20 protein-coding genes and 1 tRNA gene are annotated in these 24248 nt (G+C 60.5%); 13 read left to right on the top strand and 8 right to left on the bottom strand.

The window, feature by feature from the left end:
• Positions 1–38 precede the first annotated feature (38 nt).
• Positions 39–2714, bottom strand: coding sequence for a bifunctional acetaldehyde-CoA/alcohol dehydrogenase (adhE, locus tag ABNP46_RS07760; RefSeq protein WP_349921827.1), 2676 nt, complete (start codon positions 2712–2714; stop codon positions 39–41).
• Between the two features lie 1011 nt (positions 2715–3725).
• Between adhE and ABNP46_RS07765 the strand changes: the two genes are divergently transcribed.
• The 7 genes from ABNP46_RS07765 to ABNP46_RS07795 all read left to right on the top strand — a co-directional run bounded on the left by ABNP46_RS07765 (position 3726) and on the right by ABNP46_RS07795 (position 11482).
• Positions 3726–4361 carry a YchE family NAAT transporter gene (locus ABNP46_RS07765; protein ID WP_349921828.1) on the top strand — a complete coding sequence of 212 codons (636 nt, stop codon included), beginning with the start codon at positions 3726–3728 and terminating at the stop codon, positions 4359–4361.
• Between the two features lie 280 nt (positions 4362–4641).
• The gene (locus tag ABNP46_RS07770) at positions 4642–6261 is read left to right on the top strand and encodes an ABC transporter substrate-binding protein (protein ID WP_349921829.1); all 1620 of its coding nucleotides are present in this window, start codon (positions 4642–4644) and stop codon (positions 6259–6261) included.
• 97 nt (positions 6262–6358) lie between these two features.
• Positions 6359–7279: an oligopeptide ABC transporter permease OppB gene (oppB, locus tag ABNP46_RS07775; RefSeq protein WP_349921830.1), complete on the top strand. Its 921-nt coding sequence runs from the start codon at positions 6359–6361 to the stop codon at positions 7277–7279.
• Positions 7280–7293: 14 nt separating this feature from the next.
• Positions 7294–8205: an oligopeptide ABC transporter permease OppC gene (oppC, locus tag ABNP46_RS07780; RefSeq protein ID WP_349921831.1), complete on the top strand. Its 912-nt coding sequence runs from the start codon at positions 7294–7296 to the stop codon at positions 8203–8205.
• 54 nt (positions 8206–8259) lie between these two features.
• Positions 8260–9240, top strand: a complete 981-nt coding sequence (locus ABNP46_RS07785; protein ID WP_349921832.1) for an ABC transporter ATP-binding protein — start codon at positions 8260–8262, stop codon at positions 9238–9240.
• A complete protein-coding gene (oppF, locus tag ABNP46_RS07790; protein WP_349921833.1) occupies positions 9241–10236 on the top strand; it encodes a murein tripeptide/oligopeptide ABC transporter ATP binding protein OppF in 996 nt (331 codons plus the stop codon).
• Positions 10237–10525: 289 nt separating this feature from the next.
• The gene (locus tag ABNP46_RS07795; protein ID WP_349921834.1) at positions 10526–11482 is read left to right on the top strand and encodes a TerC family protein; all 957 of its coding nucleotides are present in this window, start codon (positions 10526–10528) and stop codon (positions 11480–11482) included.
• A 56-nt stretch (positions 11483–11538) separates the two neighbouring features.
• Here ABNP46_RS07795 and alr read toward each other — a convergent pair whose 3' ends face one another.
• Positions 11539–12765 (bottom strand): alanine racemase, encoded by a 1227-nt coding sequence (gene alr / locus ABNP46_RS07800; RefSeq protein ID WP_349921835.1) that lies wholly within the window; start codon positions 12763–12765, stop codon positions 11539–11541.
• Between the two features lie 172 nt (positions 12766–12937).
• Between alr and ABNP46_RS07805 the strand changes: the two genes are divergently transcribed.
• Positions 12938–13384: a methyltransferase family protein gene (locus tag ABNP46_RS07805; RefSeq protein WP_349921836.1), complete on the top strand. Its 447-nt coding sequence runs from the start codon at positions 12938–12940 to the stop codon at positions 13382–13384.
• Between the two features lie 55 nt (positions 13385–13439).
• Here the strand turns inward: ABNP46_RS07805 and ABNP46_RS07810 are convergent, their stop codons facing one another.
• From ABNP46_RS07810 to ABNP46_RS07825, 4 genes are all read right to left on the bottom strand, one after another.
• Entirely contained in the window at positions 13440–14711 is a 1272-nt protein-coding gene (locus ABNP46_RS07810; RefSeq protein WP_349921837.1) for a dicarboxylate/amino acid:cation symporter, read from the bottom strand.
• A 203-nt stretch (positions 14712–14914) separates the two neighbouring features.
• A complete protein-coding gene (locus tag ABNP46_RS07815) occupies positions 14915–15391 on the bottom strand; it encodes a CC0125/CC1285 family lipoprotein (RefSeq protein WP_349921838.1) in 477 nt (158 codons plus the stop codon).
• A 125-nt stretch (positions 15392–15516) separates the two neighbouring features.
• Positions 15517–15593 (bottom strand) — tRNA-Pro (locus tag ABNP46_RS07820).
• Positions 15594–15944: 351 nt separating this feature from the next.
• Positions 15945–17288 (bottom strand): dihydroorotase, encoded by a 1344-nt coding sequence (locus ABNP46_RS07825; RefSeq protein ID WP_349921839.1) that lies wholly within the window; start codon positions 17286–17288, stop codon positions 15945–15947.
• Between the two features lie 79 nt (positions 17289–17367).
• Here ABNP46_RS07825 and ABNP46_RS07830 point away from each other — a divergent pair, with 79 nt between their 5' ends.
• On the top strand, positions 17368–18243 hold the full coding sequence (locus ABNP46_RS07830; RefSeq protein WP_349921840.1) for a 6-carboxytetrahydropterin synthase: 876 nt from the start codon (positions 17368–17370) through the stop codon (positions 18241–18243).
• A gap of 74 nt (positions 18244–18317) precedes the next feature.
• Here the strand turns inward: ABNP46_RS07830 and ABNP46_RS07835 are convergent, their stop codons facing one another.
• The gene (locus ABNP46_RS07835; RefSeq protein ID WP_349921841.1) at positions 18318–18950 is read right to left on the bottom strand and encodes a LysE family translocator; all 633 of its coding nucleotides are present in this window, start codon (positions 18948–18950) and stop codon (positions 18318–18320) included.
• 158 nt (positions 18951–19108) lie between these two features.
• The gene (locus ABNP46_RS07840) at positions 19109–21121 is read right to left on the bottom strand and encodes a methyl-accepting chemotaxis protein (RefSeq protein ID WP_349921842.1); all 2013 of its coding nucleotides are present in this window, start codon (positions 21119–21121) and stop codon (positions 19109–19111) included.
• 254 nt (positions 21122–21375) lie between these two features.
• On the opposite strand from ABNP46_RS07840, the gene hinT reads away from it, so the two are divergent.
• The 4 genes from hinT (at position 21376) to lpoB (ending at position 24215) form a co-directional block, all read left to right on the top strand.
• Positions 21376–21726, top strand: a complete 351-nt coding sequence (gene hinT / locus ABNP46_RS07845; protein WP_042883127.1) for a purine nucleoside phosphoramidase — start codon at positions 21376–21378, stop codon at positions 21724–21726.
• A gap of 44 nt (positions 21727–21770) precedes the next feature.
• Complete coding sequence (locus ABNP46_RS07850) at positions 21771–23147, top strand: COG3014 family protein (RefSeq protein WP_349922420.1); 1377 nt, start codon at positions 21771–21773, stop codon at positions 23145–23147.
• A gap of 70 nt (positions 23148–23217) precedes the next feature.
• The gene (locus ABNP46_RS07855; protein WP_349921843.1) at positions 23218–23619 is read left to right on the top strand and encodes a YcfL family protein; all 402 of its coding nucleotides are present in this window, start codon (positions 23218–23220) and stop codon (positions 23617–23619) included.
• On the top strand, positions 23619–24215 hold the full coding sequence (gene lpoB / locus ABNP46_RS07860) for a penicillin-binding protein activator LpoB (RefSeq protein WP_349921844.1): 597 nt from the start codon (positions 23619–23621) through the stop codon (positions 24213–24215). Before ABNP46_RS07855 ends, lpoB begins: the two co-directional genes overlap by 1 nt.
• The last annotated feature ends 33 nt before the right edge of the window (positions 24216–24248 follow it).

Here is a 24248-nt window from a genome sequence, read left to right on the forward strand (position 1 = left end):
CGCGCAGGTGCGCGGGCTTTTGTCATCAGGCTGGATTATCAGGCCTTGGATTTCTTCTTGGTCTCAACCTTGGCTTCAACTTTGGCAGCGACCGGCGCGGCGGCGGGGGCTTCCTCGATGAAGGGACGACCGTAGTAGGTATCCATCAGAATGGCTTTGAGCTCGGTGATCAGCGGGTAGCGCGGGTTGGCGCCGGTGCACTGGTCATCGAAGGCTTCCAGGGCCAGCTGGTCAACCTTGGCCAGGAAGTCGGCTTCGTTGACGCCAGCTTCACGGATGGAGGCCGGGATACCCAGGGTCGCCTTGAGTTCATCCAGCCAGGTCAGCAGCTTCTCGATCTTGGCTGCGGTGCGGTCGCTGGCATTGGTCAGACCCAGGTGGTCAGCCACTTCGGCGTAACGACGACGGGCCTGCGGACGGTCGTACTGGGAGAACGCGGTCTGCTTGGTCGGGTTGTCGTTCGCGTTGTAGCGGATGACGTTGCTGATCAGCAGGGCGTTGGCCAGACCGTGCGGGATGTGGAACTCGGCACCCAGTTTGTGCGCCATGGAGTGGCAGACACCCAGGAAGGCGTTGGCAAAGGCGACACCGGCGATGGTGGCGGCATTGTGTACCTTCTCGCGGGCAACCGGGTCGTTGGCACCGTTGATGTAGCTGGACGGCAGGTACTCTTTGAGCAGTTTCAGGGCTTGCAGCGCCTGACCGTCGGAGTACTCGTTGGCCAGTACGGAGACATAGGCTTCCATGGCGTGGGTGACCGCATCGATACCGCCGAAGGCGCACAGGGACTTGGGCATGCCCATGACCAGGTTGGCGTCGACGATGGCCATGTTCGGGGTCAGCTCGTAGTCGGCCAGCGGGTATTTCATGCCGGTGGCGTCGTCGGTCACGACCGCAAACGGGGTCACTTCAGAACCGGTGCCCGAGGTGGTGGTGATACAGACCAGTTCGGCCTTCACGCCCATTTTCGGGAACTTGTAGATACGCTTGCGGATGTCCATGAAGCGCATGGCCAGGTCTTCGAACGCGGTGTTCGGGTGCTCGTACATGACCCACATGATCTTGGCCGCATCCATGGGTGAACCACCGCCCAGGGCGACGATCACGTCCGGCTTGAAGGAGTGCGCCATCTCGGCGCCCTTGCGTACCACGGACAGAGTCGGGTCAGCTTCCACTTCGTAGAACACTTCCACTTCCATGTTCAGCTTCTTGAGCAGGCGTACCACTTCATCGGCATAGCCGTTGTTGAACAGGAAACGGTCGGTCACAACCAGGGCGCGCTTCTTGCCTTCCAGGTCGCCCAGGGCGATCGGCAGGGAACCACGACGGAAGTAGATGGATTTCGGAAGTTTGTGCCACAGCATATTTTCTGCCCGTTTTGCGACTGTCTTCTTGTTGATCAAGTGCTTGGGACCGACGTTCTCGGAGATGGAGTTACCACTCCAGGAGCCGCAACCCAGAGTCAGGGACGGGGCGAGCGCGAAGTTGTACAGGTCACCGATACCACCCTGGGTAGACGGGGTGTTGATCAGGATACGCGCGGTCTTCATCTTGTCGCCGAAGTACTTGATGCGGTCGGCGTTGCGATCCTGGTCGGTGTACAGACCTGAGGTGTGGCCGATACCACCGATGTTGACCATGTCACAGGCCATCTCGACGGCTTCTTCAAAGTTCTTGGCGCGGAACATACCCAGGGTCGGGGAGAGCTTCTCGTGGGCGAATTCGTCTTCGGCACACAGCTCCAGACCTTCACCGATGAGGATCTTGGTGGTCGGGGGGACGGTCACGCCCGCCATGGCGGCGATCTTGGTGGCCGGCTGGCCCACGATGTCGGCATTCAGGGCGCCGTTGATCAGCAGCACTTTACGCACCTTGTCGGCTTCGTCCTTGGAGAGGATGTAACCGGCGTGGGTGGAGAAACGCTCCTTGACCTGGTTGTAGATGGAGTCCACCACGATGACGGCTTGCTCGGACGCACAGACCACACCGTTGTCGAAGGTCTTGGACATCAGGATGGAGGCGACGGCACGCTTCACATCGGCAGTTTCGTCGATGACGATGGGCACGTTGCCTGCACCCACGCCGATGGCGGGCTTGCCGGAGGAGTAGGCGGCTTTCACCATGCCCGGGCCACCGGTGGCCAGGATCAGGTTGATGTCGTCGTGACGCATCAGTGCGTTGGAGAGCTCAACGGACGGTTGATCGATCCAGCCGATGATGTCTTTCGGTGCACCGGCGGCAATGGCGGCATCCAGTACCAGCTTGGCAGCGGTATTGGTGGAGTTCTTGGCGCGGGGGTGCGGGGAGAAGATGATGGCGTTGCGGGTCTTCAGGGAGATGAGGGCCTTGAAGATGGCGGTCGAGGTCGGGTTGGTGGTCGGAACGATACCGCAGATGATGCCTACCGGCTCGGCGATGGTGATGGTGCCCATCTCGTCATCCTGGCTCAGGATGCCGCAGGTCTTCTCGTCTTTATAGGCGTTGTAGATGTATTCGGAGGCGAAGTGGTTCTTGATAACCTTGTCTTCGATGATACCCATACCGGACTCGGCCACGGCCATCTGGGCCAGGGGAATACGGGCGTTGCTGGCGGCCAGGGCGGCGGCACGGAAAACCTTGTCTACCTGCTCTTGCGAGAAGCTGGCGAATTCACGCTGTGCTTCTTTGACGCGGGCAACCAGTGCATCCAGTTCAGCCAAATTGGTTACTGCCATGTTTATCTCCTGATGATTTTGAAAACTGTTTAGTAAGACCTTGGCAATGCCCGGCAATTATAGATGCCTTGTCAAGGAAGGAATCACCATAACGGGGTATTTACATGTCTTAGTAAACTGTTCTCTGGCTCGATTATGAGCGGGGTCTCGCCAGAAAAACTTGATCTGGATCATATGTAACAAAAGAACAAAAGAAATTTTGTTTCACAGATGTAGGGGCTGGGCGGCAGGGGGTGAGCGAGGCGTCGTATCGAGGAACATGGTTTCAGGAGCATGCAGGATAATTAATTATATTTCATGGAGTTATCGATTGATTGTTCACCGTGTCCGGGGCGCTGGCAGCGGCGTTCATGACGCCATGAGGCGGCCTCTGGAGGGGGGCTGGACAAGGCCAAACGTCAGACAGAGGGACGGATCCCGTTGCTTTCAATCAGAAAATGTCGGACAGACTGATCGCTGACCACCCTGGATGCCGGGACTGGCTATCAATGACGAGGTGGAGCCTGCTTGCGTGCAGGCCGCAGTTTCATGATGCAAGGGGGAGAGGGCCATTAACGCTCGCTGCGACCCGGTTTGACCGAGCTCGGAGCCTCTCGCCAGGCGCCGGGAGGCGGAAGGGGATGCAAGAGGCATACGGGTACGGTGGTTTTGCCAGAATGGGGAGTGTGGCCATAGTGTTGACGCCGGGCCGGTCGGGCAGTGAGTGATCGTGAATGCTTTGTTATCGACTCCGGTTTCCGTCCGGAAATGGTGGTTTCAGTGAAGGGAAATGTCGCAGGAGTGGATGCTGGCAGTATAATGCGCCAATAGGCATCGTTGGAATGTTAATTTTACTTTCGCGGCGTTAACAACTTGATATGTTGATTTTTGTCGATACATTAGAGGAACTAACTGAAAAGCCACGGAAAGGGTGAGATTATTTGATTGGTGAAGGGAAAAACCATGGTGTAAATTTACGTCCAGTTTTGTTGGGATGGCCCCTGTGGCCCGATTTGGTTCTGGATGACGCCTATGGCAGCAATTGACTTCTCTTTATACCTGAAATTTTTCGTTGGTCTGTTCGCCATCATCAACCCGCTGGGCCTGTTGCCGGTGTTCGTCAGCCTGACTGGCCACATGCAGCCGGATGAGCGCCGCAAGACCAATACCACGGCCCATATCGCCGTGATGGTCATCCTGATGGTCTCCATGTGCATGGGGCAGTTGATCCTCGATGGTTTTGGCATCTCGCTGGCGTCGTTTCGCATCGCCGGCGGCTCGCTCATTACCCTGATCGCCTGGTCCATGCTGCAGGGCAAGCTCGGGGAGGTGAAACACAACAAGCAGGAGAAAGGAGAGCTGGCGGCGCGTGAATCCATCGCCGTGGTACCCCTGGCCCTGCCGCTGATGGCCGGTCCCGGCGCCATCTCCTCTTCGATTGTCTACGCCAGCCAGAAGACGCTGCCGCAGATGGCGGGCATGTTCCTGGTGGTGGTGGCGTTTGCCTACTGCTCCTGGCTCATCTTCCGCGCCGCCCCCTTGCTGTTCAAGCTGATGGGCAATACCGGCATCAACGTGGTCACCCGGATCATGGGTCTCATCATGATGTCTCTTGGCATCGAGATCATGGTGGCCGGTATCAAGGGAGTCTTCCCTGGCTTGATGTGATTCAGCTCCGCTTTGTTAAAGCCGGTCCTTGCGACCGGCTTTTTTTGTTTCTTTTTTGTGAGTCATTTTCTAGAATCGAGCGGCTTTGTACGAAAAACGCCCATTGAATAGTATTTAAATGCTGATAAATGGGGGCAAAGCTGTTTTTTTAACCATTATGAAGCGGTTCCCCTGATGATATCTATTGCATTATCAGAAATCACAGGGAATTATGCTGGCTGCGAGGTTTTTTAGCTCGCGGATGGACAAATGCATGGAATGTTCTTGTTGGAGTATGGAAATGACTCATAAAAAAACAATTATTAATACCCTCTTGGTGGCAGCATTGTTTGGTGGCATCAATGCGGCACAAGCCGCCGATGTACCCGCAGGTACCAAGCTGGCAGACGTTCAGCAACTGGTGAAGGGCAATGGATCCGAGCCCGCAACCCTGGATCCGCACAAGACCGAAGGAACGGTAGAATCCAATATTCTGCGCGACCTGTTCGAAGGTCTCGTCTCCTCCGGCCCCAAGGGTGAAACCCTGCCTGGCGTGGCCGAAACCTGGGAAACCAAGGACAACAAACACTACGTGTTCCACCTGCGCAAAGATGCCAAGTGGTCCAACGGGGATCCGGTCACCGCCCACGATTTCGAATATGCCTTCAAGCGCGCGGTGGATCCCAAGACTGCCTCTCCCTACTCCTGGTATCTGGAGATCCCGACCATCGTCAACGCCAGCGCCATCATCGCTGGCAAGAAGCCGTCTGACACCCTGGGTGTGAAGGCGGTGGATGACTATACCTTCGAGGTACAGCTGGAGAAGGCGGTTCCCTATTTCGTCAGCATGCTCTCCCACACCACCACCTACCCGGTTCCGAAGAAGGTGATCGAGAAGTTTGGTGACAAGTGGACCCAGCCGGCCAATATGGTTTCCAACGGCGCCTATGTGCTGAAGGACTGGGTGGTCAACGAGCGGGTCGACGTCGAGCGCAACCCCAACTACTGGAACAACGCCAAGACCGTCATCAACAAGGTGACCTATCTGCCGATCCAGTCCACCAATGCCGAGCTGAACCGCTACCTGGCCGGGGAAGTGGATCTCACCTACAACATGCCCATCGAGCGCTTCAAGCAGATGAAGAAAGAGCTGCCCAAAGAGGTGCAGGTCAGCGGCTACGTAGGGACTTACTACTACCAGTACAACTTCAAGCACAAGCCGTTTGACGACGTGCGGGTGCGTACCGCGCTCTCCTACGCCATCGATCGCAACGTGATTGCCGACAAGGTGATGGGCAAGGGCGAGACCCCGGGTTACACCCTGGTCCCTGATTTTGTCGACGGCTTCAAGCCGGTGGCACCGGCCTGGTCCAAGCTGACCCAGGCGGAGCGTGACGCCAAGGCGAAAGAGCTGCTGACCGAAGCCGGTTACGGCCCGGGCAAGCCGCTCAAGTTCGAGCTGCTCTACAACACCGACGACAACCACAAGAAGGTAGCCGTGGCCGTGGCCTCCATGTGGAAGAAGCTCGGCGTGCAGGTGAGCCTGGTGAACCAGGAGTGGAAGACTTATCTGGAAACCAAAAAGCAGGGTAACTTCGACGTGGGTCGTGCCGGCTGGATCGCGGATTACAACGAAGCCTCTTCCATGCTGGATCTGATGCAGACCACCCACGGCAACAACGACGGCAAGTACTCCAACCCCGCGTTCGACAAGCTGATGGCCGAGTCTCGCAACCAGGTGGATGGCGAGGCGCGCAACAAGCTGTATGTCCAGGCCGAAGACATTCTGGCCAAGGACATGCCCATTGCCCCCATCTACCAGTACGTGACCTCCCGCATGGTCAAACCCTATGTAGGCGGCTACCCGGCCAACCCGCTGGACAACCTCTACAGCAAAGACATGTACATCATTGCTCACTGAGTAAAGAAACAAGTCGCATAACAAGCAGGCCCGCCGGATGGCGGGCCTTATATTACAACCGCGACCCTTTGGAAGCAGTACAGGACAGGAAATGTCTATGTTGAAATTTATCCTTAAACGTCTACTGGAAGCGATCCCGACTCTACTGGTCTTGATCACCGTCTCCTTCTTCATGATGCGTTTCGCCCCGGGCAACCCCTTCACCAGCGAACGCGCCCTGCCACCGGAAGTCTTGGCCAACATCGAGGCCAAATATGGTCTGGACAAGCCCATCGGTGTGCAATATCTGACCTATCTGGGCAACCTGGTACAAGGTGACCTGGGCCCCTCCTTCAAGTACAAGGATTTCACCGTCAACGATCTGGTGAGCCAGGCGCTGCCGGTCTCCGCCAAGATTGGCGCCGTCGCCTTTCTGCTGGCGGTGACGCTGGGTGTCTCCTTTGGCACCATGGCCGCCCTCAAGCAGAACACCCTCATCGACTATCTATTGATGTCGTCGGCCATGGCCGGGGTGGTGATCCCGGGCTTCGTGCTGGCACCCTTGCTGGTGCTCTTCTTCAGTATCTATCTCGGCTGGTTCCCGGCCGGTGGCTGGCAGGGGGGCGGGGCCCAGTTCATGGTGCTGCCGGTGTTTGGCATGATGATGTACTACATCTCGGCCATCTCGCGCATCATGCGTGGCAGCATGATCGAGACCATGAACTCCAACTTCATCCGTACCGCCCGTGCCAAGGGTCTGCCCCTGCGTCACATCATTCTCAAACACGCCCTGCGCCCGGCCATGCTGCCGGTGGTCTCCTACCTGGGGCCGGCGTTTGTGGGGATCATCACCGGCTCCGTGGTCATCGAGACCATCTTCGGCCTGCCGGGCATTGGTCAGCTGTTCGTCAACGGTGCCCTCAACCGTGATTACTCCATGGTGCTCGGTCTGACCATTCTGGTCGGTGCCCTCACCATCACCTTTAACGCCGTGGTCGATATTCTCTATGCCGTCATCGATCCCAAGATCCGTTACTAAGTCGGGAGTACATCATGGTAGTCACAACTGAAAAGCGCGAAGCCGTCGAGGCGTTCGCCCAGAAAGTGGAAGTGGTGGAAGGACGCTCCCTGTGGAAGGATGCCCGTCGCCGTTTCCTGCGCAACAAGGCGGCCCTCACCAGTCTCATCATCCTCTCCATCATCGGATTGGCGGTGATAGTGGGTCCGCACCTGTCCCAATACACCTTCGATGATCCGGACTGGGGTGCCATGCAGACCGCGCCGGACATGGAAACCGGCCACTGGTTCGGCACCGACAGCCTGGGGCGTGATCTGTTCGTGCGCACCCTGCTCGGCGGTCGCATTTCGCTCATGGTCGGCATCATGGGAGCCCTGGTGGCCGTCGTCATCGGCACCCTCTACGGCGCGGCCTCCGGCTTTATCGGCGGTCGGGTCGATAGCCTGATGATGCGGGTCCTCGAGATCCTCAACGCCTTCCCCTTCATGTTCTTCGTGATCATGCTGGTGACCTTCTTTGGTAGAAACCTGGCGCTCATCTTCCTCGCCATCGGCGCGGTGAGCTGGCTCGACATGGCGCGGATAGTGCGCGGCCAGACCCTGAGCCTCAAGAGCAAGGAGTTCATCGAGGCGGCCCACGTCTGTGGCGTCTCCAAGTGGAAGATCATCACCCGTCACATAGTGCCTAACGTGCTCGGTATCGTGGCCGTCTACGCCACCTTGCTGGTGCCGGGCATGATCATGTTCGAATCCTTCCTGAGTTTCCTCGGACTCGGCGTGCAGGAACCCATGACCAGCTGGGGTGCCCTGCTGGATGAAGGCTCCAAAGCGATGGAAGTGGCCATCTGGCAACTCTTGTTCCCCGCCGGTTTCATGGTGGTGACCCTGTTTTGCTTCAACTTCCTCGGGGATGGTCTGCGCGACGCTCTCGATCCAAAAGATCGATAAAAACACCCCCTCAGGATCGTTTAGAGAGCCGCGGAAGACGGATAAGGAGTCTTTATGAAATTACTGGATGTGAAAGATCTGCGGGTCGAGTTCAAGACCCCGGATGGCAATGTGGTGGCCGTCAACGACCTCAACTTTTCTCTGGCTGCGGGCGAGACCCTCGGCATCGTCGGCGAGTCCGGCTCCGGCAAGTCCCAGACCGCGTTCGCCATCATGGGGCTGCTCGCCAAGAACGGCGTCATCACCGGTTCCGCCAAGTTTCAGGGTGACGAGATACTGAATCTGCCGGAGTCCAAGCTCAACCGCATCCGCTCCGAGAAGATCGCCATGATCTTCCAGGACCCCATGACCTCACTGAACCCCTACATGAAGGTGAAGGATCAGCTGATGGAAGTGCTGATGCTGCACAAGGGGATGAGCAAGGCGGCGGCCTTCGAGGAGTCGGTGCGCATGCTGGACGCGGTGAAGATCCCCGAGGCCCGCAAGCGGATGAACATGTATCCGCACGAGTTCTCGGGCGGCATGCGCCAGCGGGTGATGATCGCCATGGCACTGCTGTGCCGGCCGCAACTGCTCATCGCCGACGAGCCGACCACGGCCCTGGACGTGACGGTGCAGGCCCAGATCATGACCCTGATGAACGAACTCAAGCGCGAGTTCAACACCGCCATCATCATGATCACCCATGACCTCGGTGTCGTCGCCGGTATCTGCGACAAGGTGCTGGTGATGTACGCTGGCCGTACCATGGAGTACGGCAAGGTCAACGACATCTTCTACCGCCCGAGCCACCCCTATACCGAGGGCCTGCTGCGCGCCATCCCCCGCCTCGACACCGAGGGGGAGGTGCTGCCCACCATCCCGGGCAACCCGCCCAACCTGCTGCGTCTGCCCACCGGCTGCCCCTTCCAGGAGCGCTGCCACAGGGTGAGCGAGATCTGCGGCAAGCAGTCCCCCATACTGACGCCGTTCAACGACGGTCGCGAGCGGGCCTGCCACTGGGTATCGGATGCCATGAGCAAGGGAGGCAACTAAATGGGTACTGACAAGAAACTGCTGCTGGAAGTGTCCGACCTCAAGGTCCACTTCAGCATCAAGAGTGACAAGGCCTGGCCCTGGGCCAAACCCTCCGCCCTGAAGGCGGTGGACGGGGTGACCCTGCGCCTGTACGAGGGGGAGACCCTGGGCGTGGTGGGTGAGTCCGGCTGTGGCAAGTCCACCTTCGCCCGGGCCCTCATCGGTCTGGTGCCGGCTACGGACGGCAAGGTGGTGTGGTTGGGGCAGGACCTGACCAAGCTGGAGCAGGGGGCGCTGCGAGAGAAGCGCAAGGAGATCCAGATGATCTTCCAGGACCCGCTGGCCTCCCTGAACCCGCGCATGACCATAGGCGACATCATCGCCGAGCCCCTCATCACCTTCTATCCCAAGCTCTCCAAGGAGGAGGTGAAGGAGAAGGTGCGGGCCATGATGACCAAGGTGGGCCTCTTGCCAAACCTGGTGAACCGCTATCCCCACGAGTTCTCCGGCGGCCAGTGTCAGCGTATCGGCATCGCCCGGGCGCTGATCCTGGAGCCCAAGATGATCATCTGCGACGAGCCGGTCTCGGCGCTGGATGTCTCCATCCAGGCTCAGGTGGTGAACCTGCTGAAATCCCTGCAAAAGGAGATGGGGCTGTCCCTCATCTTCATCGCCCACGATCTCTCCGTGGTCAAACACATATCGGATCGGGTGCTGGTGATGTATCTGGGCAATGCGGTGGAGCTCGGTACCCGCCAGGAGATCTTCGCGAACCCCCTGCACCCCTACACCAAGGCGCTGATGTCGGCGGTGCCCATCCCGGATCCAGACTTGGAGCGCAGCAAGGTCATCCAGATCTTGGAGGGGGATCTGCCGTCCCCCATGAATCCGCCGTCTGGCTGCGTGTTCCGCACCCGCTGCCCGGTGGCGGGCCCGGAGTGCGCCAAGACCCGGCCCATGCTGGAGGGGAACTTCGATCACGCTGTCTCCTGCCTCAAGGTGGATCCGCTCTGATCGTGACCCATGACAAGGGGCGCCCAGGTGGCGCCCCTTTTATTTTGCAAAGGGCAGAAGATGCCCCTTGGCGTTATCTTTCAGGGTTGCTATCATCCGCGCAACAAGGGGAGTAACTTCTCGCCGGTTTGTCGTCATTACGGTGCACGCATTTATGCAGTGGACCCGGCAGCCGGGCAGCGATTGAATCGCTGTAAGTGAGACCTTGCCGAGAGGCAAGGTGTATCTGCTCCAAACGCAAACCCACGCCTCTCGGTCGTGGGTTTTGTCGTTTTTGGAGAGGTGAAAAATGGGTGAATGGTGGATGTGGACCGGTTTCTTCAGCATAGTGCTGGTCCTGTTATGGATTGACATACGCTTCGTCGGCGGCGGCAAGGCGCATAAGGTGTCCCTGAAAGAGGCGGGGATCTGGTCCCTCATCTGGGTGAGCGTGGCCCTGCTGTTCAACCTGGCCATCTGGCTCTGGCTGGATCACAGCGCAGGCCGTGAAATCGCCAACCAGAAGGGGCTGGAGTTCCTCACCGGCTACCTCATCGAGAAGGCGCTGGCGGTGGACAACGTCTTCGTCTGGCTGATGCTGTTCGGCTACTTTGCCATTCCGGCCGAGCTGCAGCGCCGGGTGCTGCTCTACGGGGTACTGGGTGCCATCGTGATGCGGGCCGGCATGGTGTTCGCCGGCAGCTGGCTCATCGAGCAGTTCCACTGGATCCTCTACCTGTTCGGCGCCTTCTTGCTGCTGACCGGGGTCAAGATGCTGTGGGCCGCCGACAAGGAGCCGGACTTGGCCAACAACCCGCTGCTGGGCTGGATGCGCCGTCGCTTCAAGGTGACCGAGAACCTGGAAGGGGAGAACTTCTTCGTCTGGCGTGATGGTGTGCGCTACGCCACGCCGCTCCTGCTCATCCTGGTGCTGGTGGAGGTGAGCGATCTCATCTTCGCGGTGGACAGTATCCCGGCCATCTTCGCGGTGACCACGGATCCCTTCATCGTGCTGACCTCCAACATCTTCGCCATCATGGGCCTGCGCGCCATGTACTTCCTGCTGGCGGGTGTGGCGGAGCGCTTTGCCCTGCTCAAATACGGCCTGGCGCTGATCCTGATGTTCATCGGGGTCAAGATGCTGCTGCTGGATGTGTTCAAGATCCCCACCGGCATCGCTTTGGGGGTGGTAGCCCTGATCCTGCTGGCCTCCATGGGGCTGAGTCTCTGGGTGACTCGCAAGAAAGACGGTGTGAAAACGGTCTGATTTCCAAATAAGTAAAAAGGGCTCCCGCGGGAGCCCTTTTTTATGTCTGATGGTTATCAGCGCTTGATCTTCTTGGGGTTGGTATAACCCCAGATGGTGTACATGTCCGCCAGCAGGGCGCCGTTGTACTCTTCCAGATCCGCCTGTTTCACCTCGGCCTCACCCTGGCGGCCGAACAGTACCACCTCATCACCGGGTTTCACTCCCTTCAAGTCGGTCACGTCCACCATGATGGTGTTCATGGAGGTCTTGCCGACGACCGGCACCTTCTGGCCCTGGATCAGCACATAAGCCTTGTTGCTGAGCGCGCGGCGATAGCCGTCGGAGTAACCGAGCGGCAGGTTCGCCAGCAGGGAGTCGCGCTTGAGGGTGAAGGTGCGGTCATAGCCGACGGTGTTGCCCGCCGGGTAGTGGTTGACCGAGGCGACCTGGGTCTTGAACGCCATGACGCGCTTGTACTCGGTGTAGGAGGGGATGGAGTCACCGTACAGCAGGCCGCCCGGGCGAACCATGTCGAAGTAGGCGTCAGGCACTTCCAGGGTGGCGAAGGAGTTGGCGGCGTGGATGGTGATCTTGCTGCGATCCAGCTTGCCGGCTTCCAGCAGCCACTGGCTGTCCAGCTTGAACTGGGCCAGACCGAGCTTGACGTCCTCTTTCTCCTCCACCGGGAAATGGGTCATGATGCCGACCGGGGTGATGCCCTGGAGCTTGAGCATGGCCAGGGCCTCATCCTTGGCACCGGACTGGCGCAGGTCGATGCCGTTGCGGCTCATGCCGGCGGAGTTCAGGCCGATGTGCACCGGGATCTTGGTGTTGTGGCGCAGGGCGATGTCGGAGATGCCCTTGGCACTCTCCAGGCTGCCGATGAGCTCTTCAAGCTTGTAGGGCAGGGCCTGCTCCACCTCGTTCGGGGTGGCAGCCCGCACCCGCATCAGTCGGCCTTCGAAGCCCTTCTCGCGAGCGACGCGCGCCTCTTCGTTGCTGGCGATGCCGATGCAGGGAATGCCTGCCTTGACCACGGAAGGTACCAGCAGATCGATGCCGTGACCGTAGGCGTCCGCCTTCATGATGGCGCAGATCTGCGGCCCCTTGTCACCGAGGCGATCCTTGAGGGTCTGGATGTTGTGTTCGAATGCGCCCAGATCCACTTCCAGCCAGGCGTTGGTGGCAGTCTGCTCCTGGCCGTTGCGGGTATCGCTGGCCAGCGGCAGGTAGGGGGCGGCGACCGCCTGACCGGCGAGCAAGCCGAACACCAGGGTGGCGAGCAGGGTTTTCTTGTGCATGGGATGTAACCTTCTTATTGTTGAGGTTGAGAGCGTCCGGGCATGGACGCGGACGTCAGTCGCTTGGGAAATTATTCGTATGTGGATGATATTTATCCATTTTTTGCAATGCGACGACTGCGGGAGTGTATCTCATTGGCGCCATTCGTGGCACAGGTAGCAGGAAGAAAAAATGCGTTTCGAGCCGCGGATCCCACCCTTGTTGCTGTTTGTCATCATCGTGCTCGCCATGGGGGTGGGCGCGGGGGAGGGCGGCAGTCTGGGGGGCTGGTCGATCATCGCGATGATCCTGGCCTTGGTGGGAGCCGCGCTCGGTCTGGGGGCGCTCACGCAGTTTGCCCGCCAGCGCACCACGGTCAATCCCATTCGCCTGCAACAGAGCCGGGTGCTGGTGACGCTGGGGGTCTATCGCATCAGCCGCAACCCCATGTATCTGGGGCTGCTGTGCTGGTTGATGGCGCTGGCCTGCCATCTTGGCGGCCTGTCTGTCTGGCTCGGCCCACTGGTGTTCTTCGGCTGGATGACCCGCGTCCAGATCCCGGCGGAGGAGCGGGCCCTGCGCGCCCGCTTCGGGGTCGCTTATCTGCACTACTGCCGGCGAGTGCGGCGCTGGTGCTGAGGCGCATATCAACAAAAAGACCCGCCGTGGCGGGTCTTTTTCATGGGGTGTCGTCTCACGCCTTGGCGAGTTCGGCCTTTGCCTCTTGCAGGGGCTGGCCTTCCCCCAGGCTGTCTTCGGTCTTGGCCACCACGCTGGCGGCGATGGCGTTGCCCAGCACGTTGGTGGCAGAGCGGCCCATGTCGAGGAAGTGGTCGATGCCGAGCAGCAGCAGTATGCCCGCTTCCGGGATGTGGAACTGGTTGAGGGTGGCGGCGATCACCACCAGGGAGGCGCGCGGTACCCCGGCCATCCCCTTGGAGGTGACCATCAGCAGCAGCAGCATGGTGATCTGCTGGGCCATGGAGAGCTCGATGCCATAGGCCTGGGCAATGAACATGACCGCGAAGGTGCAGTACATCATGGAGCCGTCCAGATTGAAGGAGTAGCCCATGGGTAGCACGAAGCTGGCGATGCGCTTGTCACAACCAAACTTCTCCAGCCTGTCCAGGGTCTTGGGGTAGGCGGCCTCGGAGCTGGCGGTGGAGAAGGCGAGCAGTATGGGTTCGCGGATCATGGCGAGCAGAGTCAGTATGCGGCGGCGAATGAACAGGCTGCCCATCAGGATCAGCAGCAGCCAGAGGCAGGCCAGGGCCAGGTAGAACTGGGCCATGAAGCTGCCGTAGGTCACCAGGATGCCGAGCCCTTCCTTGGCCACCATGGCGGAGATGGCGCCGAAGACGGCGAAGGGGGCGAAGTTCATCACGTAGCCGGTCACTTTGAGCATGATCTCGGCGGTACTGGCCATCAGGGTGACCACGGGGCGTGCCAGATCGCCGAGGGCAGCGGCGGCCAGGCCGAAGAAGAGGGAGAACACCACGATCTGCAGGATCTCGTTGGTGGCCATGGCCTCGATGACGCTTTTCGGGATGGCGTGGGTGACGAAGTCCTTGAGGCTGAGTGCGCTGGCGGCCACCCCCGAGGTGGCGGTGTCATCGGGCAGGGAGAGGGAGAGGGAGAGGCCCACCCCCGGTTGCATCAGGGTCACCATCACCAGCCCCAGGGTCAGTGACATCAGCGAGGCCAGCATGAACCAGCCCAGGGTCTTGGCACCGATGCGACCCACGGTGCGGGTATCCCCCATCTTGGCGATCCCGACCACCAGGGTGGTGAACACCAGGGGGGCGATGATCATCTTGATGAGGCGCAGGAAGATGTCGGTCAAGATGGTGATGTTGCCGGCAAAATCAGCAGCCTCTGCCGGTGCCAGCAGGCGATAACCCTGGCCGGTGGCAATGCCGAGCAGCATCGCGATCAGAATGGCGACGGTCAATTTGTTCATTTTCATGGGGGGATCCCAGTCTCTGTGTGCTGTCGTGTGTAGGGGGCAAAGGGCGCCACCTTAGTCCTTTTTTGTGATCCGGACCATGGAATCCTGGTCGCCGGTGTGCTGGCAGAATGCCTAATCGCACCGAGGAAATCCAGCGGCTTATGGTGGGTTTTTTAGATGATGTTAGATGTATGTGATATAGATCTTGCGATTAACTGATATTAATCACTGTTTGTTTTCATTTTTACGAGATAAGACGCTTCCAGGCTCCGATCGTTCAAGGGGTGGTCCCCGAGGGAGAAGGTCAGCAGGGCCGAGGTGCGGTGCTCGACGTGCATCTCGTCCATGAAGGTATCGGGTTCGTACTCATCGAAACCGAACTGGGGGCGGGTGGGGCTGACCCTGACCGGATCCCGCGCCAGGGTCAGCTCTTGCACGTTGACCCAGGCATGGCCCCGGGCCAGCGCCATCTCTCCCGCCCGTTTGAGCACATACTTGCGGGCCAGCTCCCTGTCCACCAGATCGTTGCCGACGAACTCCAGCTGCCATTTGTTGGGCCCAAGCTGGGTCTGGGAGAAGCCCGTCTGGCCGTTCCAGAAGGACTTCTCGCTGTCATAGGGGGTGGCGCAGCCAGCGAGCTGGACAAGCAACAGGGCGCACAGGGCGAGGCGTGGAAGAGGAGAGCGGGGGAGCGACATCTGGGCAATCCGGGCAGAAGAGAGTGCCTCACTACAGCACAACGGGCGGAGGGAGACAATGAGGGTGGCCCGGCGCCATAAAAAGAAAAGGCCTTGTCGTCTGACAAGGCCTTTCTCGGGGAATTTGGTCGGTGTGAGAGGATTCGAACCTCCGACCCTCTACACCCCATGCAGATGCGCTACCTGGCTGCGCTACACACCGACGAGGTCAGCTCGGCTGACGGGGGCTGAGTTTATGGAGATGGTCAGGTCCTGTCAACAGGGTAAATAGCACGCCGAGACTGTTCGCCTACTTTGCGAGCAACTTTGGATCAAAGTGCGACCAGTCGCTCAATCTGACGCCATCATTCCGTCTCGCCGGCCAAAAAAACGGCCACCCCGTGGGTGGCCGTCTGGCGCAGTGAGCGCATACCTTGCGTGAAGGTGGCTCAGCGGTTGAAGGTCAGTCGCTTGCCCAGCACCTTGTCGGTGACCTGACCGTTCTGCCAGGCGATCTGGCCGTTGACCAGGGTCATCTCAACGATGGCGCTCTGGAAGCGGTTAACCTCTCATATCAGCGATTGAAAGTCAGTCGCTTGCCCAATACCTTGTCGGTGACCTGACCGTTCTGCCAGGCGATCTGGCCGTTGACCAGGGTCATTTCGATGGTGCTCTGGAAGCGATAACCGTTGAACGGCGACCAGCCGCAGAGATAGAGCAGGTTGCTGTCGTTGACCACGTAGGGCTTGCCGAGATCCAGCAGCACCAGATCGGCGAAGTAACCCTCGCGGATGTAGCCGCGATCCTGCACCTGGAAGCGCTCGGCCACCGCGTGGGAGGTCTTCTTGACGATGGTCTCCAGGGAGAACACGCCGTTGTGGTAGAGCTCCAGCAGGGCTTGCAGGGAGTGCTGCACCAGGGGCACGCCGGACGGTGCCTTGAAGTAGCTGTTTTGCTTCTCTTCCCAGGTGTGGGGCGCGTGGTCGGTGGCGATGATGTCCAGCACGTCGTTGCGCACCGCATCCAGCAGGGCGTGTTGATCCGCCGCGCTCTTCACCGCCGGGTTGCACTTGATCTGGCTGCCCAGGGTGTCGTAATCCGCTTCGTTGAAGAAGAGGTGATGGACGCACACCTCGGCGGTGATGTTCTTGTCCTTGAGATCCTTCAGATCCGGGGTGGCGGTGAAGAGCGACAGCTCCTTCGCCGTGGTCAGGTGCAGCACATGCAGCTTGGCGCCATATTGCTTCGCCAGTCCTACCGCCATGCTGGAGGACTTGTAGCAGGCGTCGGCGCTGCGGATGCGGCCGTGTTCGCGCATCGGCACATCCTCGCCCCACTTGGCGCGGGCCTCGTCTTCCAGCACCTTGATGGAGGGGGTGTCCTCGCAGTGGGTGACGATCATCACCGGGCTCTCGCGGAAGATGGCCGCCAGGGTCTCCTGATTGTCCACCAGCATGTTGCCGGTGGAGGCTCCCATGAAGATCTTGATGCCGCAGGATTGCTTGGGATCGAGCTTCTTGATCTCTTCCAGGTTGTCGTTGGTGGCACCCAGGTAGAAGCTGTAGTTGGCGGCGGCGGAGTTGGCGGCTATCTGGTATTTGGCTTCGAGGACATCGATGGTGGTGGTCTGGGGATTGACGTTGGGCATTTCCATGAAGCTGGTGGTACCACCGGCCACGGCGGCCCGGGATTCACTGGCGATGGTGCCCTTGTGGGTCAGGCCGGGCTCGCGGAAGTGGACCTGGTCGTCGATCATCCCGGGGATGAGGTGACGACCCGCGGCATCGATCACCACCGTATCCGGGGCGCTGATATCGGGGGCGATGCGGGCTATCCTTTCCCCCTCGATCAACACATCGGAAGCATAGATGCGGCCTTCGTTGACCAGGGTGGCGTTCTTGATAAGCAATTTGTTCATGGGGGGTTCCAGTTCCTTTGCCGATAATCCGGGGTCATAATATCCCAAACTGCACTTTCTCTGTAGCAAGGTCTGAGTGATGAAGTTATTTGTAAGAGATTTGACCGTTATCGACTCCAGCTATCTGTGTGAACGCCGTGGCATGGTGGGGGAGAGCTGGCTGGTCGATATCGAAATGAGCGGTGAGCTCAACGAGATGAGCATGCTGCTGGACTTTGGCCGGGTGAAGAAGCTCATCAAGTCCATCATCGACGACGAGGTGGATCACAAGCTGCTGGTCCCCACCGGCAGTGCCCTGGTGCAGATGGCCGAGCTGGACAATGGCGAGTGCACCGTGGACCTGCTGCGTCCGCACCGCTCCATCCATCTGCGCTGCCCGGCCCAGGCGTTCGCCTTCATCCCTGCTCCCCAGGTGGACAAGGAGTCGGTGACCCACTACCTGCTGGGCGTGCTGGCGACCCGTTTGCCGGGCAACATCAAGGATTTGTCGCTGACCTTGCGCTCGGAGCGCATCGATGGTGCCTTCTACCACTACAGCCATGGCCTGAAGAAGCACGACGGCAACTGTCAGCGCATCGCCCATGGTCACCGCTCGCCTGTCGAAATCCTGGTGGATGGGGAACGGGACGAGGAACTGGAGCTCAACTGGGCCGAGCGCTGGAGTGACATCTACCTCGGTACCGAAGAGGACAAGGTGTCCCTGTCCGAACTCGATTTGAGTGAACAGGCCAAGGCTCAGCTGGGTGCGCATCACCTGGGCTTCAAGTACGTGGCGCCCCAGGGGCTGTTCCAGCTCGCCATGCCGGCGGCGGAGGTGGAGATGATCGACACCGACACCACCATAGAGCTGCTGGCCCACTACATCGCCCGCGAAGTGAAGAAGCAGGTGGGTGACAAGTTCGTGAAGATCGTCGCCTATGAAGGGGTGGGCAAGGGCGCCATCGCCTACGCCTGATCGGGCACCCAGCACGTTTCAAGCAAGGCTCCCGATGGGGGCCTTTTTGTTGCCTGTGTGCAGGTGGCCAGGTGTTAACTGCGACCCTGTGCCAGCAGACGCACCGCGAGCAGGCCCAGTACGGTGGCCATCAGATAACGCTGCACCGCGAGCCAGAGCCGGTTACGGGCAAACCAGCCAGCGATATGGGCGGCAGAAAGCGCAACTCCCAGGTTGACGGCGGCGCTGATGAGCAGCTGCACCGCGCCGAGCTGCAGGCTCTGGCCGAGCACGGATCCTGCCTCGGGGCTGATGAACTGGGGCAGCACGGAGAGATAGAAGATGGCCACCTTGGGGTTGAGCACGCTGGTGAGCAGCCCCATCAGAAACAGCCGGCCGGGGGAGTGGGCCGGCAGAGTCGAGGGCTCGAACGGCGAGCGGGAGCCGGGCCGAATGCCCTGCCAGGCCATCCACAGCAGGTAGAGGGCGCCAGCGACTTTGAGCAGTTCATAGCCCATGGGGATCGCCATGAAGAGCGCGGTCAGGCCGACGGCGGCGCACAGCATGTGGACGCTGAAACCGAGCACCACGCCGCCCCAGGACATTATGCCCGCCACGCGCCCCTGACAGAGGGAGCGGGATAGCAGGTAAATCATGTTGGGGCCCGGGGTCAGGGCCATCAGCAGGGAGGCACCGGCAAACAGCAGCAGCTGGCTGAGGGAGATCATGAGGGCATCCTGAGGGCAAACGGGCCAGAAGGCAGGGTCATCTGGCTATGCTGACGCAGGGGCGGGCGGCTGTCCGTGACCGGGCGCAGGCTTTCAATGTTTACTGGCGGGGGAGAATGAAACAGGGGCCCGCAGGCCCCTGATGTCGCATGCGCGATTCAGGCACTGAGCCGGAAGCGCTGCACCAGCCCCTCCTGCTGCTCGGCCAGGGAGTCAAGCTGCTGGCTGGTCTCGGCCACCTTCTCGATGCCCTGATAGTTGAGATCCGAGATGTCCGAGATGCGGTTGAGGTTGGTGGCGATGTCGGCGCTGGTGGCCTGCTGCTGCTCGGCGGCGGAGGCTATCTGGCTCGACATGTCGCTGATGAGCACGACGATGCCCTGCACCTCTTCCATGGCGTTGTTGGCCTGGGAGCTCTGATCCATGCAGCTGTCCATCTCGCGGGAGCACTCCTGCATGACGTTGACCGCCCGGGCGACCCCCTGCTGCAGGTTCTCGATCATCTGCTGGATCTCGCTGGTGGACTGGGCGGTACGGCCCGCCAGGTTGCGCACTTCATCCGCCACCACCGCGAAGCCGCGACCCTGCTCGCCGGCACGGGCCGCCTCGATGGCTGCGTTGAGGGCCAGCAGATTGGTCTGTTCGGCAATGCCGCGAATGACGTCCAGAATATTGCCGATCTGGCCGCTCATGGCGCTCACGTCGCCGATCACGGCGCCGGTTTGCTGCAACTTGCCCGCCAGCTGGTGGGTGGTGGTGATGTTGCCAGCCATCACCTTGCGGCCCATTTCGGAGGCCTTCTCCACGTCCTGAACCCGTTCCAGGGTCTGGTTGGCGGCCTGGGCCACTTCCCGCACCGAGGCTTCCATCTGGGTCATGGCGGCGGCGACCGAGGCGGTCTCCTGGCGCTGTTTCTCGAGGTCGGCGCGCACGGATTCCGTGGTGTGGCGGTTGTCGTGGGCGGCGCTGTTGAGCTGGTTGGAGGCTTGGGAGAGCTGCTTGAGCACATCCCCCATCTGCTGGATCAGCAGGTTGACCTGGCTGCCGAGCTGACCAAACTCGTTCTGACTCTTGAAGCCGACCCGCTGGGTCATGTCGCCCTGGGTCACCTCGGTCAGCACCCGCAGCAGCTCCTTGAGAGGGCGGCGGATGGCCTTGCCGAGGGTGTAGGCCACCAGAATGGCCACCAGGATGGCGATGACGATGCTGATGGTCTGGGTAAGGGTGCTCTGGGTCTGCACCCGATCCGAGGCCTGGATGCTGGCGTTCATGAGCTGCTGGCTCTGGGTGGTGATCCCCTCCAGCTTGTTCTGGATGGCGACGATGAGCTGGCTCGCCTGCTTGCTCTGCTCGCGCATGGCCTGCTGCTGCTTCATCAGCGCCAGGTATTGGGCGAGTACCCCTTCGTTGCCCGTGGTGTCGCGCACGAACCCATGGACGTAGTGGCCCATGTTGTTGTCGAAGTCCTGGAGCTCACCCTGCAGATCCTTGATGGTGCTGTTGAAGCTCTCGATCTGCATCTTGTTGCGCTTGAGTGCACTCTCGATGGGGGCCGGGATGCTCTGGTTCAGGGCATCCATGGTGGAGAGTTCGATGGCGGAGAGCTTGGTGGTCAGGGTCTCGGAGAGCATCTTGATGAAGCTGTCGTCGATGGAGACCATCATGTCACCCAGGTTTTTCTTGAACTGGGGCAGGCTGACTTGAAATTGCCCCTTGGCCTGGTTCACCTTGTGCAGCCGGGTGAGCAGGGCCTCGTGTTCGGTGGGCAGGGTCTGGGTCAGTTGCAGGTAGTCGGCCACCAGCTTGGTCAGGGCCGTCATCTCTCCTTGCAGCTCAGGATGGGCTGCCACCTGGGCCTTGAGGGTCGCCAGCATCTGGTCGACTTGGGCCTGAGCCTGCTGCAGCTCGGCCACTTCCCCGGGCAACAGCTTGGGATCCTGCTCGGTCAGCACGTCGGTGAGCCACTTGTTGGCGCTGAGGAGGCTGATCTGGGTCTGGCTGCTGGCGATCACCAGCGGCATGGATTGCTGGGTGACCTGACTCAGGGCCCCATTGAGCTCGCTCTGGCTGCGAAAGGTCAGTGCTGCGCTGGCGACCATGACGGCGACCAGGATGGCAAAGCCCAAATAGACTCTCTGTAAAATGGAGAGGTCTGACATTGTTTGTTTCATTATTGTCCCGCTGTCGATGCAAAAGTCCCTTGCCTGAGTACCCCGTCCTTTTGGTACCCTGCATGCCCTGTGGTCATGCCTCTGGTACGGAAGACGTCTCCTTGGCTATCGGTATTTTTAACAATAACTGAAGGGATTTGGACAACGGCTGTGTCAAATATCGGCTTGTGTCACACTTGGCGAGCCTCGGCGGCATTTTTGGGATTCGCTTGGGGTTCGTGTAGAATTTTCTTTTTCATATAAAGGAGTTACCCATGGCGCAAGAAACCATTTTCAGCAAAATCATCCGCAAGGAAATCCCCGCCGACATCCTTTATCAAGACGATCTGGTGACCGCGTTTCGCGACATCCAGCCCAAGGCCAAGACCCACATCCTGATCATCCCGAATGTGCTGATCCCCACGGTCAACGACGTGGAACCCGATCATGAGCTGGCCCTTGGCCGGATGTTTACCGTGGCCCGCAAGCTGGCGAGCGACGCCGGGATCGCCGAGGACGGCTATCGCCTCATCATGAACTGCAACCGTCATGGCGGGCAGGAGGTGTACCACATCCACCTGCACCTGGTCGGTGGTCAGCCCCTGGGACCCCTGCTCAGCCTGTGATCCGTGCCGTCTCCACTGCCGGCCTGTTGTTGGCCGGCCTGTTGATGGGGGGCTGCGCCTCCCACTGGCAGGATCTTTTCGTCTCCTATTCCGATCAGATGGTGCCCCAGCGCAACCTGCTGCTGCAGGGCAAGGCCGCTGATGCCTTGTCCGAGGTGCGTGACTCCACCCTGGGGGATGACACCTATGTGCTGGATCGGCTGGAGCAGGGGCGTATCGCCTGGCTCGCCAGCCAGGATGCGGCCAGCAAGCAGGCCTTCGCCGCCGCCGACAGCCGTCTCGCCTGGGAAGATAACCAGGCCCGCTATCGGCTGAGCCGTGGCCTGGCCCAGGCGGGCAGCCTGCTCACCAATGATCAGACCCTGGGATATCTGGCGCCGGATTACGAGCGCACCATGCTGCATCACTATCTGGCCCTCAACTACCTGCAGCGGGGGGAGCTGGAAGGTGCTCTGGTGGAGGTGCGCCGGGCCAATCAGGTGCAGGAGCAGGCCCTCAAGAGTCGGGCCGACGAGGTGCGTGCGGTCAAGAAGGAGGCGACGGCGGCGGGGGACGAGGCGCAGATGCGCCAGCTCATGTCGCGGGGGGCTCCGAGTCTCGACCGGCTCATCGGCCAGGTGAAAAACGGTTTCCAGAATGCATATACCTTCTATCTCTCCGGGGTGCTCTACGAGGCGAGCGGGGATCTCAACGACGCCTGGGTGGATTACCAGCGGGGCTACCAGATAGCGCCGGACAACCAGAGTCTGCAGGATGCTTTGCTGCGTCTGGCCCGGCTGCGGGGCTCCCCGGACGAGATCCGCGATACCGAGAAGCGAGTGGGCCGCAAGGCCCCGCCGCTCGTCAAGGATCAGGGCCAGCTGGTGGTGTTGTTTGAAGATGGCCTGATCCCGGCGCGGCGGGAACTGTTCCTGCCGCTGCCCATCGCCACCTCGGGCGGGGATTTTCGTACCTTTACCGTGGCGGTCCCCTATTACGACAATAGGAGTGCCAGTACCGGTCCCCTGACGGTGAGCCTTGGCAATCGCCACCAGCAGACCAGCTCCCTGGTGCGGCTCGAGGCCCTGGCCGCCAAGGATCTGCAGGAGCGGTTGCCCGGCATGTTGACCCGCCAGGCCCTGCGACTGCTGGCCAAGGAGCAGCTCAGACGCTCCGCCGCCAAAGAAGGGGGGGATGTGGGCAACATTCTGGTCGGCATCTTCAATACCCTGTCCGAGCGGGCCGATACCCGCAGCTGGCTGACCCTGCCGGCGGAGGCGAGCAGCTGGCAGGCCATGGTTCCGGCGGGGGAGGTGAGTCTCACCCTGGGGGCGGGCAGCGCCCTGCACACCCTGCCACTCAGGGTTCACAGCGGGCGCACCACCCTAGTGTGGGTGCAGCGCCTCGGCGCCGGTTTGACGACCCGGGTGATGCCGATCTAGCGGGGGCTGCCCCGCCATTGGATAACGAATGCTCCCCCCGGGGAGCGATACACAGCGTGAGGTGATGATGATGAAAGCCCCGATGGCTGCCCTGGCCCTGACACTGCTGCTGTCGGCCTGCAGCACCAATACCTCCGGCGTGGCGCTCTATGCACCGGCAGGGGGCGCGGCGACTCTGGAGACCCACAACGGCTCCCTGGACGCGACCCTGACCGAACAGAGCCGGCGTCAGCAGAACGGCCTGTTGCAGGTCAACGTGATCCTGACCAACACCCAGTCCGGGGACAACCATCTGCAATACCTGTTCTACTGGTACGATGGCAGCGGCCAGGAGGTGGCCAGTGATGGTCGCGGCTGGACCCCCATCAAGCTCCACGGCCACCAGAGCCGAACCCTGTCTGCCCTGGCACCCAATGGGAGCGCCCAGGGTTACAGGGTCTATGTACGCGAAGTGATTGAGGAATCGAACTGATGAAAATGAATCATGCCCTGCTGATCCTGAGCGGCGCCCTGCTGCTCGGCGGTTGTTCCAGCACCACCGTCAGCTATGGCGATCCGACCGAAACCGAGACGGTGACCGTGGATTACGGCTCAAGCGACCTGCAGGCCATCGCCGACAAGATGGCGGACTCCATGCTGAGCTCGCCGGCCACCAGCGAGATCACCGCAGGGGGGCGCCCCGTGATGTTCATGGACTCCATTCGCAACAAGACGTCGGAGCACATCGACACCGAGGCCATCACCGATACCCTGCGCACCAAGCTGCTGCGCTCCGGCAAGTTCCGCTTCGTCGACATGAGCAAGGTGGCGGCGGTCAAGCAGCAGCTGGAATACCAGCAGGGCAGCGGCATGGTGGATCCCGCGACCATGGTGCGCATTGGCAAGCAGACCGGTGCCCGTTACATGGTCTATGGCAACCTCGCCAGCATCGTCAAGGACAACGGCAAGGTGAAGGACGTCTACTACCAGATGACCATGAACCTGATGGATCTGGAAAACGGCGAGCTGCTCTGGGCCGATCAGAAAGAGATCCGCAAGCAGGCGAAGACCTCCACCTTTGGCTGGTAAGCCAGCTGGGGGAAACGGGGCTGCGCAGGCTCA

The sequence above is a fragment of the Aeromonas veronii genome, assembly GCF_040215105.1.
GTDB classification, from domain to species: domain Bacteria; phylum Pseudomonadota; class Gammaproteobacteria; order Enterobacterales; family Aeromonadaceae; genus Aeromonas; species Aeromonas veronii_G.